Source organism: Polaromonas sp. CF318 (assembly GCF_000282655.1).
Lineage (GTDB): Bacteria > Pseudomonadota > Gammaproteobacteria > Burkholderiales > Burkholderiaceae_C > Polaromonas.
The window spans coordinates 1-18,075 of the sequence record NZ_AKIV01000099.1 but is presented as its reverse complement, the minus strand read 5'-3'; the positions used below and the strand labels follow the sequence as shown (position 1 = coordinate 18,075).

Below are 18,075 nucleotides of genomic sequence, written 5' to 3'. Positions count from 1 at the left end.
CCCCGTACCCTAGCGAGCACCATGCCTGAATCCATTGTCAAAGCCTCTACAGCGTCGGCCGACGCAGCCCTGCTGCGCGAAGTCGCGGAACTGGTGGTGAGCGCCTTGAACCTGGAAGTCAGCGCCGATGAGATCCAGCCCGACGAGCCCCTGTATGGCGACGGCCTGGGGCTGGACTCCATCGACATCCTGGAGATCGCGCTGGTGGTTTCCAAACACTATGGCCTTCAGCTCAGGGCCGACCACGAAGACAACCACGCCATCTTCCACTCGCTGCGCAGCCTGGGCGACCATATCGCCGCCTGGCGAACCCAGTGAACGGCAGCGGGGCGGCACGGTTCGGCCAGGCCTGGCGCTGGGGCGGCGCGCTGGCCCTGGGCATAGGCTACGCCCTGGTCTCCCACCTGGCCGCCACATCGGACGTGCCGGGCCTGCTGCAGGCATCGGTCGCCGTGCTGCCCCTGCTGGCGCTGGCCCTGCTCCTGGCCTGGCGCTCACCGCGGCGGCCGGCCATGCTGGCCTTGTGCGCGCTGGCCTGCCTTGGGTTCTACGCCGCCAGGGACTGGCTGCTTTCGCACTACGGCTGGGTGTTTTTTCTGGAACACGCAGGCACCTACACGCTGCTGTGCGCCACCTTCGGCCGCACCCTGGCGCCGGGCCAAACCCCCATGATTTCGCAGTTCGCCCGCATCGTGCACGGCGAACTCACACCGGCAACCAGCGCCTACACCCGCTCCGCCACCTGGGCCTGGACCCTGTATTTCGCCGGCATCGCGGGGCTTTCCCTGCTGCTGTTCTGGCTCGCGCCCATGGCGGTCTGGTCCACCTTTGCCTACCTGCTGGGCATTCCCCTGCTGGGACTGATGTTTGCTGCGGAATATGCCGCGCGCTGCTACGTCCTGCCCCCAGAGGAGCGAGCCGGCCCACTGGAGGCGATCCGGGCCTACCGTCAGGCCTCACAGCGCCGCGCGCCCCGGCCATGAGCAGCCTGCCGCTGCTGGCCCACGCCCGCGAACAGGACCTGCTGGCCCTGCGCCATGGCCAGTCCGTCAGCGCCGGGCAATTCCTCGCCGACGCCAGGCGGCTGGCCGCGGCCTTGCCGGCGGGCCGGCATGTGCTGAACGCCTGCGCGGACCGCTACCGTTTTGCCGTCGGCATGGCGGCCGCGCTGCTGGCCGACAAGCTCAGCCTGCTGCCGCCCACGCTGACACCGGAAATGGTCAGGCAGATCCAGGCCTTTGCGCCCGACGTGTTCTGCCTGACAGACCAGGCCCAGTCCCTGGCGCTGCCGCAACTGGCCTGGGCCGACGCGATGGCGGGCGCCTCGCCGCACGCGCAGGCCCCCGGCGCCGCATGGGAGGTCCCGCAAATTCCCGCCTCGCGTGTCGCGGCCATCATGTTCACCTCGGGCTCCACCGGCGTGCCGGTGGCGCACCGCAAAAGCTGGGGCAGCCTGGTGCGCGGCGCCCGGGCCGAAGCGGGCCGCCTCGGCCTGCTCGGTGAACGGCGACACAGCATCGTGGCCACCGTGCCTCCCCAGCACATGTACGGCTTCGAATCCACCGTGCTGCTGCCCCTGCAGGGCGGCGGCGTGCTGGACGCCGGCCACCCGTTTTATCCGGCCGATATCTGCGCCGTGCTGGCGCAGGCGGCGCGACCGCGCATGCTGGTGACCACGCCGGTGCACCTGAAGGCCTTGCTCGCTTCGGGTCTGGACATCCCGCCCATAGACCTGCTGCTGTCCGCCACCGCCGCCCTGCCGCCGCCGCTGGCGCTGGCCGCCGAGACCCGGCTGCAGGCCCCGCTGCTTGAAATCTACGGATCGACCGAAACCGGGCAGATCGCCACCCGGCGCCTGAGCCAGGGCGAAGCCTGGACGCTGTTCCCGGACGTCGAGCTCAGCGCCCGCGAGGGCCAGGCCTGGGCATCGGGCGGCCATGTCGAGCAGGCCACGCCCCTGGCCGATGAGCTCGAGGTGCTGCCCGAAGGCCGCTTCCTGCTGCACGGCCGGACCGCCGACCTGGTCAACATCGCCGGGAAACGAAGCTCGCTGGGTTACCTGAACCACCAGCTGGCCGCCATACCGGGCGTGCTCGACGGCGCCTTCTTCATGCCGGACGAGCAGAGCGGCGACAGCGTGGTGAGGCTGATGGCTTTTGTGGTGGCGCCGGGCCTGGCGGCGCCCGCCCTGCTGGCGGCGCTGAGGGAGCGCATAGACGCCATCTTCATTCCCCGGCCGCTGGTGCTGCTCGAGGCCTTGCCGCGCAACAGCACCGGGAAACTGCCGCGCGAAGCGCTGCTGGCCCTGGCGCGCGAACATCTTCGCAAAAGGCCCGGCCATGCAGCTTGAAACCCGGTTCGTCGTGGCGCCGGACCATCCGGCCTTTGCCGGGCATTTCCCCGGCAACCCCATCGTGCCCGGCGTGCTGCTGCTCGATGCGGCCGTGCACGCGGTGCAGCAGGCCCTTGAGGCCGCAGGCGCCGCGACCCGGCCCTGCGAAATCAGCGCCGCCAAGTTCCTCAGTCCCGTGGGGCCCGGCGAAACCCTCACGGTATCCTGCAGCCCCGGCGCCCGCGGCATCCATTTCGAGATCCGCAGCGGTACGCGACAAGCGGCCACCGGCACCCTGGTGCTGCCGCCCCCGCCATGAACGCGCCGCATCGGGAAGCCCAGGCATCGGCGGCCGAATGGCGGCGCCAGCCTGAGCGCAGCAGCGTCTTCATGCTGCGCGTGATGACGCTGATCTCCCTGCGCCTGGGCCGCCGCGCGAGCCGCGCCGTCCTGTACGGCATCGCGGCCTACTTCCTGGCTTTCGCACCCACGGCACGCCGCATGTCGCGCAACTACCTGCACCGCGTGCTCGGGCTGCCCTCGCCCGCCGCCGTCGGCTGGCGCCACCTGTTCCGGCATTTCCTGAGTTTCGCCTCGGCCGTCCATGACCGGGTCTTCCTGCTCAACGACCGCTTCGACCTGTTCGACATCCGGGTGCACAACCAGGCGCTGATCGACGAAGCGGTGGCCGGCGGCAAGGGTGTCTTCCTCATAGGCGCCCACCTGGGAAGCTTTGAAGTGCTGCGCGCCATAGGGCGGCGCCAGCCCGGGCTGCGCGTCGCCATGGCGATGTACGAGGACAACGCGCGCAAGATCAACGCCGCGATGGGCGCCATCAATCCCCAGGCGCAAATGGACGTGATAGCGCTGGGGCACATCGACTCCATGATCCGCGTGCACGCACTGCTGGACCAGGGCGCCGTCGTCGGCATGCTGGGCGACCGCACACTGGGCACTGGCGATACCTGTCCCGTCGACTTCCTGGGCGCCCCGGCCGAGTTGCCGCTGGGGCCTTTTCGCATGGCCGCCGTGCTCAAACGCCCGGTGCTGTTCATGACCGGGCTGTACCGCGGCGGCAACCGCTACGACGTCCACTTCGAGGCGCTCGCGGACTTCTCCGCGCTGCCTGCGCGCGGCCGCACGCAGGCGGTGCACGACGCCGTGACGCGCTATGCTGCACTGCTGGCGCGGCATTGCCGCAGCGCACCCTACAACTGGTTCAATTTTTTCGATTTCTGGCACGCCGCGCCGCCGCAGGCCGGCCGTCCCGGACAACAGCCCTGAGCAGCGCATGACAGACCTTCTTTCGCACACCACACCGGCCCCTGCATACTCCCTGGCGGCGAGGCTGGCAGCCGTCCTCGCGGGCCTGGCCCTGGCCGTGTGGAGTCCCGGCGCGATGGCCGCCTGGGACTTGCAGCAGTTGATGGATACCCTGGCGCAAACCAAGTCGGGCCGCGCCACCTTCATCGAAAAAAAGCACATCGCGCTGCTCGACAAACCGGTGGAGTCATCCGGGGAGCTGCTCTACACCGCGCCCGACCGGCTCGAAAAACGCACGCTCAAGCCCAGGCCTGAATCCATGGTCGTCAACGGCGGCGAGCTGGTGATAGAACGCGGCCGTCAGAAATACCAGCTGCAGCTGCAGGCCTACCCCGAGCTGGCCGCCTTCATCGACAGCATACGCGGCACGCTGGCCGGCGACCGCGGCGCGCTCGAGCGCAGCTACCGGCTCAGCCTGGAAGGCAGCGCCGAACGCTGGACCCTGCAGCTGCAGCCGCTGGACCCCAAGATGCAGGCGGTGATCCAGCGCATCCGCATCAGCGGCGTGCGCAACCAGGTGCGCGGCATAGACATCGCCCAGGCCGACGGCGACAGCTCCAGCATGGCCATCGAACAGGCGGCGCCGTGACGGCAGGCGCGCCGCGCGGCCGCATGGCCGCCATCGCGCTGTGGCTGGTGTTCCTGGCCGGCTGCGCGCTGGTCATCAGCCGCACCCACTTCACCACCGACCTGTCGGCCTTTTTGCCGCGCACGCCCACGCCCGAGCAGCAGTTGCTCAAGGACCAGATCACCGAGGGCCTGGCCTCGCGCCTGGTGCTGGTGGGCATAGAGGGCGCCGATGCCCCGACCCGGGCCCGGCTGTCGCGCCAGCTCGCGCAGCAGTTGCGCGCCGACCCCGCCTTCGCCAGCGTGTCCAACGGCGAGCCCGTCAACACCGCGCGCGACCGCGAGTTCCTGCTGGCCAACCGTTATGTGCTGAGCCCCGCCGTCACGCCCGAGCGCTTCAGCGAAGCCGGCCTGCGCGCGGCCCTGGGCGAAAGCATAGACCTGCTCGCCTCGCCCGCGGGCCTGATGGCCAAGGCCCTGCTGCCGCGCGACCCGACCGGTGAAATGGTGCAGCTGCTGGGACAGTTCAACGCCGGCAGCCAGCCGAGGCAGGTCGACGGCGCCTGGGCCTCGCGCGACGGCCGGCGCGCGCTGATGCTGCTGCAAACCCGCGCGGCGGGCTCCGACACCGACGCCCAGCAGCAGGCCATGGCGGCGGTCCGCAAGGCCTTCGACGCGGCCGCCGGCCAGAGCGGCGCCTCGCTCGTCATGACTGGACCCGGCGTGTTCTCCGTCACCTCGCGCGAGGCCATCCAGAGCCAGGTCAGCCTGCTTTCGATGGTCAGCGTGGTGCTGATCGCGGGCCTGCTGCTGTTGGTCTACCGATCCGTCGGCGCGCTGGTCCTGGGTTTCCTGCCCGTCATCACCGGCGCGCTGGCGGGCATTGCCGCGGTGAGCCTGGGCTTTGGTTCGGTGCACGGCATCACCCTGGGTTTCGGCACGGCCCTGATCGGCGAGGCGGTGGACTATTCCATCTACCTGTTCGTGCAGTCCGAAGACAGCGGTGCGGACCCGCAGCATTGGGTCAGGCGTTTCTGGCCCACGGTACGGCTGGGCGTGCTGACCTCCATCGCCGGTTTTGCCTCGCTGCTGCTGTCCGGCTTTCCGGGCCTGGCGCAGCTGGGCCTGTATTCGATCGCCGGCCTGGTCACGGCCGCCGCGGTCACCCGCTATGTGCTGCCGCACCTGCTGCCGGCGGGCTTTCGCATCCACGACGTCTCGGCCGTCGGGCGTGTGCTGCAGGCGCTGGCCGGCCGCGCGCCCGCCCTGCGCTGGCCGGCCGCGGCCCTGCTGCTGACCGCCTGCGCCGTCCTGGCCGGCAACCATGCCAGCCTGTTCAACGACAAGATCTCCTCGCTGAGCCCTGTTTCACAGGCCGATGTGGCGCTCGACGAAAGCCTGCGCGCCGACATGGGCGCGCCGGATGTGCGTTATGTGGTGGTGGTCTCCGGCGACAGCCGGGAAGCGGTGCTGCAAAGTGCCGAGCGGGTGTCCGTCGTGCTCCAGGCGCAGGTCGAGCGCGGCCAGATCGCCGGCTTTGACAGCCCCAGCCGCTACCTTCCCAGCCTGGCCACACAAAACGCCCGCCAGGCCAGCCTGCCGCCGACCGAACAGCTGCAGCCGCGGCTGGCCCGGGCGGTGCAGGGCCTGCCGGTGCGCGCGGAAATCTTCGCGCCCTTTCTGGCCGACGTCGCCGCGGCCCGCGGCCGGCCCCCGCTGCAAGCGGCCGACCTGGAAAAAACCTCCATGGCCATGGGCCTGGACGCCCTGCTGCTCGGCAAAGCCGAACGCTGGAACGCCTTGCTGCCGCTGACCGCGCCCAAGGGCGGAAACATCCGGGCCGCCGACATCCGCGCCGCCCTGGCGGCCGCCGCCCTGCCCGGCGTGCTGTTCGTCGACCTGAAAACCGAATCGGACCGCCTGTACGCGGGCTACCTGCACGAGGCCATCGTGCTGTCGCTCGGCGGGCTGGCCATCATCGTGGTGCTGCTGCTGGCGGTGTTCCGGTCACCGGCCCGCGTGCTGCGCATCCTGGCGCCGCTGGCCGCCGCGGTCGTCACGGTCACGGCCGGACTGGCGCTGCTGGGGCAGCAATTGATCATCCTGCACCTGGTCGGCCTGCTGCTGGTGGTGGCCGTCGGCTCCAACTACGCGCTGTTCTTTGACCGGCCCGACCCGGCCACGCCGATCGCGCCGCGCACCCTGGCCTCCATGCTGCTGGCCAACCTGACCACGGTGGCGGGCTTCGGGCTGCTGGCGTTTTCCAAGGTCTCCATCCTGCAGGCCATGGGCGCCACGGTCGCGCCCGGCGTCATCCTGGCGCTGCTGTATGCGGCGATTTTTGCGCGGAGGGCCCATGCCTGAGCCAGGCACAGCGTGGAAACCCGGCGCGCTGCTGCGCGCCAGCGCCGCTGTGCATGTGCTGGCGCTGGCGGCCGTCATTGTGAAGGTGGGCCTCTGGCCCTGGGCCCTCGCGGCCGTGGTGCTCAACCACGGGCTGATCGCCTTTGCCGGCCTGTGGCCACGCAGCCATTGGCTGGGCCCGAACTGGACGCGCCTGCCCGCCGCGGCCGAAGCGCGGCGCGAAATCGCCCTGACCATCGACGACGGGCCCGACCCCGCCGTCACCCCCCTGGTGCTGGACCTGCTGGACCGCTACGCGGCCCGCGCCACGTTTTTCTGCGTCGGCGAAAAAGCCGCGCGCCATCCCGAGCTGTGCCGCGACATGGTGCGGCGCGGCCATGCCGTCGAAAACCACAGCCAGCACCACCGCCACCATTTTTCCGTGACAGGCCCGCGCAGCATGCTGCGCGAGCTGCAGGCCGCGCAGGACACGCTGGCCAGCGCCAGCGGCCAGCGCCCGCTGTTCTTTCGCGCGCCGGCCGGCCTGCGCAACCCTTTCCTCGACCCGGTGCTGGCCCTGCTGGGCCTGAAGCTCGCCAGCTGGACGGTGCGCGGTTTCGACACGCGCACCGGCGACGCCGCGCGCGTCCTGCGCCGGCTCCAGGCCGGGCTGCGTCCCGGCGCCATCGTGCTGCTGCATGACGGCAATGCGGCGCGCACGCCGCAAGGCGTTCCGGTCATCCTCGAGGTGCTGCCGCCCCTGCTCGAATCGATCAGCGCGGTCGGGCTGCGCACCGTGACCTTGCGCGAGGCCCTCGCATGAAGCCACCGCAAACGCGCCCCACCGAGTGGTCCCGGATGGCCCAAGCCATTTCGCGGCACTTCTACCTCAAGGGCGTGGGGACGGCGCTGTTCATCGCCCTGTTTTTCGGCGCCTATTTTTACCTGCTCAAGCACCCGGCCTTTCCCGTCGCCGTGATGCCGCGGACCTGGCCCGACCATTGGATCGGCTTTGCGCCGCTGGCCCTGCCGGTCTACCTGTCGCTGTGGGTCTATGTGTCGCTGCCGCCGCTGTTCTTCAGCGACAGGCACGAACTGCTGCACTACGGCCTGGCGATGGCGCTGACCTGCCTCTTCGGCCTGGCGGTGTTTTTTGTCTGGCCCACGGCCGCCCCGCCGGCCGACGTCGACTGGCTGAAATACCCCGACATGCAATTCCTGAAAAACATCGACGCGGCGGGCAACGCCTGCCCTTCGCTGCATGTGGCGACGGCCGTTTTTTCGGGCCTGTGGCTGCACCGCCTGCTGCGCGGCTTTTCCGCGCCGTCCTGGCTGCTGTGGCTGAACGCCCTGTGGTGCGCCGGCATCGCCTACTCGACGCTGGCCACCCGCCAGCACGTCGCGGTGGACGTCGCCGCCGGCATCGCGTTAGGCGGGCTGGCGGCCTGGCTGTCCCTGCGCCTGCACCGGCAACGCGGGGGACGCGCGTGAGCGCCGGCCCGCGCCGCGGCACGCGGCCGCCCCTGTGGGCGGTTTGCTAAAGTGTCTTTTTCTTCAGAGAGGCCCTCTCCCCTGTACCCCCTTTGGCTTTCCCATTTCACCGCGACCAGCAGCATGGGCCGCGGCCTGGCACAGACCCTGGACGCGCTGCGCGCGCGGCGCGGCGGGCTGGTGCCCTGCGGCTTCGACACGGTCGACCTGCCCACCTTTGTCGGCGAGGTGCAAGGCGTGGACGAGACCCGGCTTCCCGAGCCCTGGACCGCTTTCGACTGCCGCAACAACCGGCTCGCCCTGCTGGGATTGCAGCAGGACGGCTTTGAGGCCGCCGTGGCCGCCGCCGCCGGGCGCCACGGCGCGCAGCGCGTGGGCGTCTTTATCGGCACCAGCACATCGGGCATCCTGCAAACCGAACTGGCCTACCGCCGGCGCGATCCGCACAGCGGCGCGCTGCCCGCGGACTTCCACTACAACACCACCCACAACACCTTCTCGGCGGCCGACTTCACGCGCCAGTACCTGGGTCTGGCCGGCCCGGCCGTCGTGGTCTCGTCGGCCTGCTCGTCCAGCGCCAAGGTCTTCGCCTCGGCGCAAAGAATGATGCGCGCCGGCCTGATCGACGCGGCGGTGGTGGGCGGTGTGGATTCGCTGTGCCTGACCACCTTGTACGGCTTCAATTCATTGGGCCTGATCTCCGGGCAGGCCTGCCGCCCCTTCGACGCCGGGCGCAACGGCATCTCCATCGGCGAGGCCGCCGCCTTTGCGCTGCTCGAACGCGCACCGGCGCGGCCCCGACCCGGCGACGTGCTGCTGCTGGGCGTGGGCGAATCCAGCGACGCGCACCACATGTCCTCGCCCCACCCCGAGGGCCTGGGCGCGCGCCTGGCCATGGAGCAGGCCCTGGCCATGGCCGGCCTGGGCGCGGCCGACATCGACTACATCAACCTGCACGGCACCGCGACACCCAGCAACGACGCCGCCGAAGCGAAGGCGGTTGCGGCGCTGTTCGGCACCGGCGTTCCCTGCAGTTCCACCAAGGGCGCGACCGGCCACACCCTGGGCGCCGCCGGCGGCCTGGAGGCCGTGGTCTGCGCACTGGCGCTGCAGCACGGCCTGCTGCCCGGCGGCCTCAACACCCGCACGCCCGACCCGGCGCTGCCGGTCCACTACCTGGTGGACAACCAGGAAGCGGCGCCGCGTCACGTGCTCAGCAATTCCTTCGGCTTCGGCGGCACCAACTGCAGCCTGCTGCTGGGCCGCGCCGGCTAAAGCCAGGGCATGATCCCGGACCCCGACATGACGCAGACATCCCCTCCCCCTGCCCCGTCCCCGGCCCTCACGGTGTTTGTGGACGGCATAGGCCTGCTGGGCCCCGGCCTGGCGAACTGGGCGCAGGGCCGCGAATGCCTGCTGGGCGCCGCGCCCTACCAGGCCGCGCGCTGCGTGCTGCCGCCGCCCATGGCCTTGCCGCAGGCCGAGCGCCGCCGCGCCGGCGCGGTGGTCAAGGTGTCGCTGGCGGTCGGCGAGGAAGCCGTGGCGGCTTCTGGCCTGCGGGCGGCCACGCTGGCCTCGGTGTTTTCGTCCTCCAGCGGCGACGCCGTCAACTGCCACGAGATCTGCAGCACGCTGGCCTCCAGCGACAGGTTGATCTCCCCCACGCGCTTTCACAACTCGGTGCACAACGCCGCGGCCGGCTACTGGAGCATCTCCAGCGGCGCCATGGCGACCTCGTCGGTGCTGTGCGCGCGCGATGCCAGCTTTGCCGCCGGCCTGCTCGAGGCCATCACCCAGGTGGCGGTGGAGCAGGTGCCGGTGCTGCTGGTCGCCTATGACACCGACTACCCGGAGCCGCTGTACAGCGCGCGCACCATTCCCGACAGCTTCGGCGTGGCCCTGGTGCTGGCGCCCGCCCGCAGCGAACGCAGCCTCGCGCAATGGACGCTGGAGCCGGCCGGCTGCCTGAGCCGCCTGCCCGCGGACCGGCTGAACGACCCCGCGCTCGAGAAACTGCGCCGGGACATTCCGGCGGCGCGCTGCCTGCCCCTGCTGCGCGGCGTCGCGGGCCGGCAGTCGGGCCGCGTCGTACTCGACTACCTGGAGGGCTCACAACTGGCCCTGCAGGTCGCGCCCTGAGCTTTGCGAGCCCCGGCCATGCCTCTTGCCGCCACCCCGCCCGCAAGCCTGGACCGCCAGGAGATCGCGCGCCGCATCCCGCACCAGGGTAGCATGTGCCTGCTCGAGCGCGTGAGTGCCTGGGACAGCGAGCGGATCAGCTGCGAAGCCACCAGCCACCTGGATCCCGACAATCCGCTGCGCGCCCACGGACGGCTGGGCGCGGCCTGCGGCATTGAATACGCGGCCCAGGCCATGGCTGTGCACGGGGCGCTGGTCGCCGAAGCACAGGCCGCCGCGCCGGATGAGGCGCCCAAATCCGGCTACCTGGTCAGCGTGCGCGGCGTGACCCTGCATGTCGAGCGCCTGGACGACCTGGGCGAAGCGCTGGCCGTGCGCGCCGAACGCCGCAGCGGCAACGCCGCCAGCGTTCTGTACGACTTCACCGTGCATGCGGGGGACGCGCTGCTGCTGTCGGGCCGCGCCGTGGTGATGCTGGACGCGGCCATGGCGTCCATGGCGCCCATCAACCCCAAGGAGACCCCATGACCCCCTCTGCACCCAAACGCGCGCTGGTCACAGGCGGCAGCGGCGCCATCGGCTCCGCAATCTGCCGCCAGCTGGCCGCCGACGGCTTTCATGTCCTGGTGCACGGCAACCGCAGCCTGGACGCCGCATCGGCCGTGGTGGCGGCCATCCGGGCCTCGGGCGGCCAGGCCGAGGCCGTGGCCTTCGACGTGACCGACGCCGCGGCGACCGGCGCGGCCCTGGAAGCGCTGCTGGTGCAGGGGCCGGTGCAGGTGGTCGTGAACAATGCGGGCATCCATGACGACGCGGTCTTCCCCGGCATGCAGCTGCGGCAATGGCAGCAGGTGATTGACGTCTCGCTCAACGGCTTCTTCCACGTGACCCAGCCCCTGATGATGCCCATGATCCGCACGCGCTGGGGCCGCATCATCAACATCACCTCGGTCGCCGCCGTGGCCGGCAACCGCGGCCAGGTGAACTACGCGGCGGCCAAGGGCGCGCTGCACTCGGCCACCAAATCGCTGGCGCTGGAAGTCGCCAGCCGCGGCATCACCGTCAACGCGGTCGCGCCCGGCATCATCGCCACGCCCATGAGCCAGGACAGTTTTGATGCGACCGAGATTGCCCGGCTGGTGCCCATGAAGCGGGCCGGCCAGCCCCAGGAAGTCGCCGACCTTGTCAGTTTCCTGGCCTCGGAGCGCGCGGCTTACATCAGCGGGCAGGTGATTTCGATCAACGGTGGAATGGTCTAGCCCCCACGCTTCTTCACTGCGTGTAAGCGCTGCCCCCCGAGGGGGCCAAATTTCCTAGGGGTGGCCCGTCGGAAATTTAATTCCCACGAATCCTGCGTGCCAGCAGCAAAGGCAGGCGCAGCAAAAAACCCAGCAGCAGGCGGCCGTGCATCCAGCTGAGCAGCAGGTTGTCGCGCAGGTAGTTGAAGTGCGACACGCCGCCCTCGTCGGGGCGGAAATACCGGACCGTGGCCGGCAGGTTGATGGGCTTGACGCCGAGCCAGCACATGCGCACCACCGCCTCCGGGTCGAAATCGAAACGGCGCATCCAGCGCTGCCCGGCCATGACTTCGCGCAGCGGCGCGATCGGGTAGACACGAAAGCCGAACAGCGAATCGCCTATGCCGGCCCACAGGGTTTCCAGGTCGGCCCAGCCGTTGGACACCTTGCGCCCGTTGACGCGCAGGCGCGGGGCGTCGGCGGCGAACACGGGCACGCCCAGCACCATGGCGGCGGGCTGGGCCTGCGAAGCGGCCATGAAGTCCGGGATCAGGTGGGCCGGGTGCTGGCCGTCGGAGTCCATGGTCAGCGCATGCGTGAAGCCCTGCGCCGCAGCCAGCGCTATGCCGTGCAGCACGGCGGCGCCCTTGCCGACATTGCGCGGCAACACGAGCACGCGCAGCCGATCGTCGCTTTCAGCCATCGCCTGCAGGCGCGCGGCGCTGCCGTCGGTGCTGCCGTCCACCACCACCCAGACCGGCGCCCACTGCGCCAGCGCGCCGCGCACGGTTTCGTCGACCTTGACGCCGGGGTTGTAGCTCGGAATCAGGACCAGGTGCGTGGCGGAGGCGGCGCGGGGGGGATTGTTCATCGGCGGGAGGATCGAGAGATGAAGGAGGCGGGAAACGGGTCGCAAAGCTTGCGCCGGCCCTAGGCCGGCGGCGCCGCGGCGATGGACGAAAGCGGCTGGGACCGTTGCAGTTCGGCCTCGAAGTAACGCTCCAGCTCCGCCGTGAACTGCGCGATGTCGCCGGCGGGTTCAAAGCGCTTGCCCAGGCGCACGCGGTAGGTGACGGGCATTTTCGGCGTCCACAGCAGGGACCAGCCCTTGCCCAGGAAAGCCGAATCGGTTTCGATGAAGACGGCCTGCACCGGAACGCCCGCATGCTTGGAAATCAGGCCGGTCGTGCCCTGTATGCGCCCGACGGGGAAACGCCGGGTGCGGGTGCCCTCGGGAAACAGCAGCAGGCTGCTGCCCTGGCGCAGGTCGGCCACCGACAGCTGCACCATGGTGCGCAGCGGCATGTTGCGGATGTAGCCGACCAGGCGCGCGCCGGCGCCGAAGAAGACGCTGTTGACGATGTCGGCCTTCATGATGCAGGTGGCATCCGGCAGGCGGGACAGGATCATGATGGCGTCCAGCAGCGAGGGATGGTTGGGCGCGATGATCAGCGGCGGGCCGTCCCGCAGCGCGTCCAGCGCCGCCAGGTCGAAGCGGCATGCGCCCATGAGCGCCAGCAGGCGCAGGTAGCCGCGAAAGCTGCCCGCCGCGAGTTTGCGCCCCCAGCGCCGGCTCAGCGCCCTCGGCAGCAGCGCGCGCATGGCGACAGCCATCACCGAAACGCTCAGGCATAGCACCACCAGCAGTGCATAGCCCAGGCACAGGCGGACCGTCTCATGCACGGCCCTGCGGCCCGTGTTCAGCGGGGACGGTTCAGCAAGCAAGGCGTCGGATTTGTTGTCCATGGAGCGGTTCGCAGGATGGCTTATGGTTTTTGGCTTGCGCTGGTTTCGGTGCTCTCGGCGACCCGGATGTCGGCCTTGCGAAGGGTTGTGAAGCCCGGCGCGGGCGGGTGCGCGCCGGCTGGACGTGGCTGGAATGAAGGAATTCCAGCGAGTCTACCTCTGCGCGACAGCCGTTTTCCGGCCGATTGCCGGCTTGTGGCGTCAGGTTTCACGCCGTCCGGTGGCTGCCCGCCGGGCTTTTCGGGGGTAAGCCGGCGGGGCGCGGCAGGTATCCGGGACTGAAGGACAATCAAAGGACAATCGGGGCGTACGGGGGGAGCACAAGCTCCACCTAAGATAGCGGATTGAGTGAAAAAAATGCCAAAAGAAGGGGGCGCCGGCGCGCCGGTTCATTGATGCAAAAGGAAACAATTCGGGGCAAAAATTCCGCAACGGGGGCAGAAGACACCCCCATGATGACGCAGTACAAGCGCATCAAGGCGGACTATCCCGACACGCTGGTTTTTTACCGCATGGGCGACTTCTATGAAGTGTTCTTCGCCGACGCGGAGAAAGCCTCACGCCTGCTCGACATCACGCTGACGCGGCGCGGACAGTCGGCCGGCGAGCCGGTGGTCATGGCCGGTGTGCCCTTCCACTCGCTCGAAGGCTACCTGGCCAAGCTCATCAAGCTCGGCGAATCGGTCGCGATCTGCGAGCAGGTCGGCGACGTCGCCACCAGCAAGGGGCCGGTCGAGCGCAAAGTGGTGCGCGTGGTCACGCCCGGCACGCTGACCGACACCGAGCTGCTGAGCGACAAGACCGAATCCATCCTGCTGGCCGTGCACCAGGGCGCGCGCAACACCTGCGGCCTGGCCTGGCTCAGCGTGACCCAGGGCGAAATCCATCTGGCGCATTGCGCCGGCGACGAACTCGAGGCCTGGCTGGCGCGCGTGGCGCCCAGCGAGCTGCTCTACAACATCGACGTGACGCCGGCCTTCGAGCAGCGGCTCAAGGCCCAGCGCTGCGCCAGCACCGCCCGCCCGGCCTGGCAGTTCGACGCCGCCCTGGGCGCGCGCCGCCTGCTGGACCAGCTCAAGGTCGCCTCGCTGGCCTCCTGGAACGCCGAGGCATTGAACGAAGCCCATGCGGCCGCCTCGGCGCTGCTAGGTTATGCCGAACACACCCAGGGCCGGGCGCTGTCGCATGTGCAGGGCCTGCAGGTGGTGCGCTCCGGCGAACTCATCGAGCTGCCGCAAAGCACGCGCCGCAACCTCGAACTCACGCAGACCCTGCGCGGCGAGGACTCGCCCACGCTGTTTTCGCTGCTGGACAGCTGCACCACCGGCATGGGCAGCCGCGCGCTCAAGAGCTGGCTGCTCACGCCGCGCCGCGACCGCGCCCAGGCGGCCGCGCGGCTGGACGCCATCACGCATTTGCGCGGCGGCTCGCAGCAAAGCCTGCGCGCCAGGCTCAAGGGCTGCAGCGACGTGGAACGCATCACCGCCCGCATCGCGCTGCGCCAGGTGCGGCCGCGCGAACTGGTGGCCCTCAAGGACACGCTGCAAAAAGCCGAACTGGCCGCCCCCGCGGGCAACGATTTCCCGGAGCTGCTCACCCGCATCTTCGAAGACCTGCAGCCGCCGGCCGGCTGCGCCGCGCTGCTGGGCCGCTATGTGCTCGACGAACCCGCTGCGCTGATACGCGACGGCGGCGTCATCAACCACGGCTGCGACGCCGACCTCGACGAGCTGCGCGCCATCCAGACCAATTGCGACAGCTTCTTGCTGGACCTGGAAGTGCGCGAAAAAGCCCGCACCGGCATTGCCAACCTGCGGGTGCAGTTCAACAAGGTGCACGGCTTTTACATCGAGGTCACCCAGGGCCAGGTCGACAAGGTGCCCGACGACTACCGCCGCCGCCAGACGCTGAAAAACGCCGAGCGCTACATCACGCCCGAACTCAAGGCCTTTGAAGACAAGGCCCTGTCGGCGCAGGAACGCGCGCTGGCGCGCGAAAAATGGCTGTACGAACAGCTGCTGGACCAGTTGCAGGACTTCATCCCAGCGCTGAGCCGGCTGGCGCGCGCCCTGGCTTCGCTGGACGCGCTGTGCGCGCTGGCCGAACGTTCGCTCACGCTGAACTGGGCCGCGCCGGTGTTTGTGCGCGAACCCTGCATAGACATCGTCCAGGGCCGGCACCCGGTGGTGGAGGCGCGCCTGGCCGAGACGGGCGGCGGCTCCTTCATCGCCAACGACTGCGCCATGAGCGGCAAACACCGCATGCAGGTCATCACCGGCCCCAACATGGGCGGCAAATCGACCTATATGCGCCAGGTGGCGCTCATCGTGCTGCTGGCCAGCGTGGGCTCCTACGTGCCGGCGGCCAGTTGCCGGCTCGGGCCCATAGATGCCATCCACACCCGCATAGGCGCGGCCGACGATGTGGCCAACGCGCAGTCGACCTTCATGCTCGAAATGACCGAGGCCGCGCAGATTTTGCACGCCGCCACGCCGCACTCCCTGGTGCTGATGGACGAAATCGGCCGCGGCACCTCCACCTTCGACGGCCTGGCGCTGGCCGGCGGCATCGCCGCCTATTTGCATAACAAGACGCAGGCCTTCACGCTGTTTGCCACGCACTACTTCGAGCTCACCGAATTCCCGGCCCAGCACCACGGCGCCATCAATGTGCACGTCAGCGCGGTCGAGTCCGGCGCCGACATCGTGTTCCTGCACCACATCGAGCCCGGGCCCGCCAGCAAGAGCTACGGGATTGCCGTGGCCAAGCTGGCCGGCGTGCCCGCCGCCGTGGTCAACCACGCCCGCCATGCGCTCAATGCGCTGGAGGCCCACCAGAACGAAGCGCGCGCCCAGGTCGACCTGTTCGCCGCCCCGCCCGAGGCGGCCGCGCCCGAACAAAGCGCGGTGGACAAGGCATTGGGTACCATAGACCCCGATGCACTGACGCCGCGCGAGGCGCTGGACGCCCTGTACCGCCTCAAAAAGATGTCCGCCTCGCCGTGAACCAGCGCAAACCGACCTCCCCCACATCCCAAAGCCATCTCATGACCTACTGCGTCGCCGCCAAACTCAACGCCGGGCTGGTGTTCTTGTCAGACTCCCGCACCAATGCGGGCCTGGACCACATCAGCACCTTCCGCAAGATGATCGTCTATGAAAAAGCGGGCGACCGCTTCATGGTGCTGCTGTCGGCCGGCAACCTGTCGATCTCCCAGTCGATACGCGAGATCCTGCAGGTCGAGCAGCTCAAGGACCACGAAGGCGGCGAGCCCATCACCATCTGGAACGCCAAAAGCATGTTCGACGCCGCGCGCGTCCTGGGCTCGGCAATCCGCCGCGTCTACGACCGCGACGCCGAGGCGCTCAAGAATGCCGATGTGGACTTCAACGTTTCGCTGGTTTTCGGCGGGCAAATCCGCGGCGAGAACATGCGCCTGTTCCAGATGTATTCGGCCGGCAACTTCATCGAAGCCACCGACGAGACGCCTTACTTCCAGGTCGGCGAGTCCAAATACGGCAAGCCCGTGCTGGACCGCGTGCTGACCCCCGCCACGCCGCTGGCCGAGGCCGCCAAATGTGTACTGGTGTCCATGGACTCGACCATGAAGTCCAACCTCTCGGTAGGCCTGCCGCTGGACCTGGTGGTCTATGAGGCCGACACCTACAAAAGCGACAAAATCGTCTGCATCGACAACGACAACCCCTACTACCGCATGATGCACAGCAGTTGGGGCCAGAAGCTGCGCGAGGTCTTTGACAGCATCGAGGACCCGGTCTGGGACGACGCGCACACCGACATCCCGCTGAAGATGCCGGCCACGCGCCATGAACCCCTGAAGAAAATCAGCACGCCCGACGAAAAGCTGATTTAGCAGGTACTGTTAAACCGTGCCCACTTCGTCAAAACCGCTGGTCATTTTTTCCCACGGCAACAGCTTTCCGGCCGGCACTTACAGCGCGGTTTTCCAGAGCCTGAAAGCCCGAGGCTTCCAGGTCAAGGCTGTCGACAAATTCGGCCATGACCCAAGCTACCCCGTCACCAGCAACTGGCCGAATCTCGTTCAACAGCTCGCTGACTTCACCGCGCATGAGGTTGAAAAGGCGGGCCAGCCGGCCTTCCTGGTCGGCCATTCACTGGGCGGTTTTTTAAGCCTGATGTGCGCCGCGCGCAACCCGCAGCTGGGCGGCCAGCCCGTCAAGGGCGTGGTACTGGTCGATTCGCCCATCCTGGGCGGCTGGCGCGCCCGCGCCCTGAGCGTCGCCAAACGCGCGCAGCTGGTCGGTGCCATCTCGCCCGGCGCCATCAGCCGCAAACGCAAAAACCAGTGGCTGGGCAAGGACGAAGTGTTCGAGCATTTCCGCGGCAAAAAAGCCTTTGCCGCCTGGGACGAGCAGGTGCTGCGCGACTACATCGCGCACGGCACTTATGAAGGAACGGGCGAGGACGAAGGCAAGCAGTTATTGAGCTTCGACCGCGACGTGGAAACCGCGATCTACAACACCCTGCCCGACAACCTTGAAGGCCTGCTCAAGCGACATCCCCTGAAATGCCCCGTCGCCTTTATCGGCGGGCGGCAGTCGGCCGAGATGAAGCAGGTGGGGATGGCGATGACCGAAAAAGTCACCAAGGGGCGCATCATGATGCTGGACGGCAGTCATCTGTTTCCGATGGAAAAGCCTTTGATGACCGCGGCGGCCATCGAGGCGGCCCTGCGAAATTTCCTGGACTAGGGCCTACCAGACCTCCGCCGAGGACAAGGCCGGCGTCTCGGCAATCCGTGCCGAGATGGCCCAGCAAACCTCCAGCAGCGGCGCCACATAGGCCTGCTCGGGGTTTTCTTTCTGACGGAACATCAGCGTACTCACGCTGATGGCCGCCACCGGCAGGGCGCGG

16 protein-coding genes and 1 pseudogene are annotated in these 18,075 nt (G+C 68.9%); 15 read left to right on the top strand and 2 right to left on the bottom strand.

The window, feature by feature from the left end:
* Positions 1–21 precede the first annotated feature (21 nt).
* From PMI15_RS17950 to fabG, 12 genes and pseudogenes are all read left to right on the top strand, one after another.
* The gene (locus tag PMI15_RS17950) at positions 22–318 is read left to right on the top strand and encodes a phosphopantetheine-binding protein (RefSeq protein ID WP_007872331.1); all 297 of its coding nucleotides are present in this window, start codon (positions 22–24) and stop codon (positions 316–318) included.
* Positions 315–983, top strand: coding sequence for a hypothetical protein (locus PMI15_RS17945; RefSeq protein WP_007872329.1), 669 nt, complete (start codon positions 315–317; stop codon positions 981–983). The genes PMI15_RS17950 and PMI15_RS17945 overlap by 4 nt, the downstream gene beginning before the upstream one ends.
* Positions 980–2,651 (top strand): annotated as a pseudogene (locus PMI15_RS17940) (AMP-binding protein). The gene PMI15_RS17945 and the pseudogene PMI15_RS17940 overlap by 4 nt, the downstream one beginning before the upstream one ends.
* Positions 2,648–3,616: an acyl-CoA synthetase gene (locus tag PMI15_RS17930; RefSeq protein WP_007872324.1), complete on the top strand. Its 969-nt coding sequence runs from the start codon at positions 2,648–2,650 to the stop codon at positions 3,614–3,616. Before PMI15_RS17940 ends, PMI15_RS17930 begins: the two are co-directional and overlap by 4 nt.
* A gap of 7 nt (positions 3,617–3,623) precedes the next feature.
* Positions 3,624–4,244, top strand: coding sequence for a LolA-related protein (locus PMI15_RS17925; RefSeq protein WP_007872313.1), 621 nt, complete (start codon positions 3,624–3,626; stop codon positions 4,242–4,244).
* A gap of 23 nt (positions 4,245–4,267) precedes the next feature.
* The gene (locus tag PMI15_RS17920; protein ID WP_036839808.1) at positions 4,268–6,586 is read left to right on the top strand and encodes an MMPL family transporter; all 2,319 of its coding nucleotides are present in this window, start codon (positions 4,268–4,270) and stop codon (positions 6,584–6,586) included.
* Entirely contained in the window at positions 6,579–7,388 is an 810-nt protein-coding gene (locus tag PMI15_RS17915; protein WP_007872311.1) for a polysaccharide deacetylase family protein, read from the top strand. The genes PMI15_RS17920 and PMI15_RS17915 overlap by 8 nt, the downstream gene beginning before the upstream one ends.
* On the top strand, positions 7,385–8,056 hold the full coding sequence (locus PMI15_RS17910; RefSeq protein WP_007872310.1) for a phosphatase PAP2 family protein: 672 nt from the start codon (positions 7,385–7,387) through the stop codon (positions 8,054–8,056). The genes PMI15_RS17915 and PMI15_RS17910 overlap by 4 nt, the downstream gene beginning before the upstream one ends.
* A gap of 81 nt (positions 8,057–8,137) precedes the next feature.
* On the top strand, positions 8,138–9,331 hold the full coding sequence (locus tag PMI15_RS17905) for a beta-ketoacyl-[acyl-carrier-protein] synthase family protein (RefSeq protein ID WP_036839804.1): 1,194 nt from the start codon (positions 8,138–8,140) through the stop codon (positions 9,329–9,331).
* A 27-nt stretch (positions 9,332–9,358) separates the two neighbouring features.
* Positions 9,359–10,195, top strand: coding sequence for a beta-ketoacyl synthase chain length factor (locus tag PMI15_RS17900; RefSeq protein ID WP_051001998.1), 837 nt, complete (start codon positions 9,359–9,361; stop codon positions 10,193–10,195).
* Positions 10,196–10,213: 18 nt separating this feature from the next.
* Complete coding sequence (locus PMI15_RS17895; protein WP_007872306.1) at positions 10,214–10,723, top strand: hypothetical protein; 510 nt, start codon at positions 10,214–10,216, stop codon at positions 10,721–10,723.
* Entirely contained in the window at positions 10,720–11,454 is a 735-nt protein-coding gene (fabG, locus tag PMI15_RS17890; RefSeq protein ID WP_007872301.1) for a 3-oxoacyl-ACP reductase FabG, read from the top strand. The genes PMI15_RS17895 and fabG overlap by 4 nt, the downstream gene beginning before the upstream one ends.
* 76 nt (positions 11,455–11,530) lie before the next feature.
* Here the strand turns inward: fabG and PMI15_RS17885 are convergent, their stop codons facing one another.
* Positions 11,531–12,304, bottom strand: a complete 774-nt coding sequence (locus PMI15_RS17885; RefSeq protein WP_007872299.1) for a glycosyltransferase family 2 protein — start codon at positions 12,302–12,304, stop codon at positions 11,531–11,533.
* Between the two features lie 59 nt (positions 12,305–12,363).
* Positions 12,364–13,179 carry a 1-acyl-sn-glycerol-3-phosphate acyltransferase gene (locus PMI15_RS17880; protein ID WP_007872296.1) on the bottom strand — a complete coding sequence of 272 codons (816 nt, stop codon included), beginning with the start codon at positions 13,177–13,179 and terminating at the stop codon, positions 12,364–12,366.
* Between the two features lie 395 nt (positions 13,180–13,574).
* Between PMI15_RS17880 and mutS the strand changes: the two genes are divergently transcribed.
* The 3 genes from mutS to PMI15_RS17865 are packed head-to-tail and all read left to right on the top strand — an operon-like array spanning position 13,575 to position 17,912.
* Positions 13,575–16,184 carry a DNA mismatch repair protein MutS gene (mutS, locus tag PMI15_RS17875; protein WP_036839788.1) on the top strand — a complete coding sequence of 870 codons (2,610 nt, stop codon included), beginning with the start codon at positions 13,575–13,577 and terminating at the stop codon, positions 16,182–16,184.
* A 41-nt stretch (positions 16,185–16,225) separates the two neighbouring features.
* The gene (locus PMI15_RS17870; protein ID WP_007872287.1) at positions 16,226–17,053 is read left to right on the top strand and encodes a proteasome-type protease; all 828 of its coding nucleotides are present in this window, start codon (positions 16,226–16,228) and stop codon (positions 17,051–17,053) included.
* Positions 17,054–17,069: 16 nt separating this feature from the next.
* On the top strand, positions 17,070–17,912 hold the full coding sequence (locus PMI15_RS17865; RefSeq protein WP_007872285.1) for an alpha/beta fold hydrolase: 843 nt from the start codon (positions 17,070–17,072) through the stop codon (positions 17,910–17,912).
* Positions 17,913–18,075: the final 163 nt, after the last annotated feature.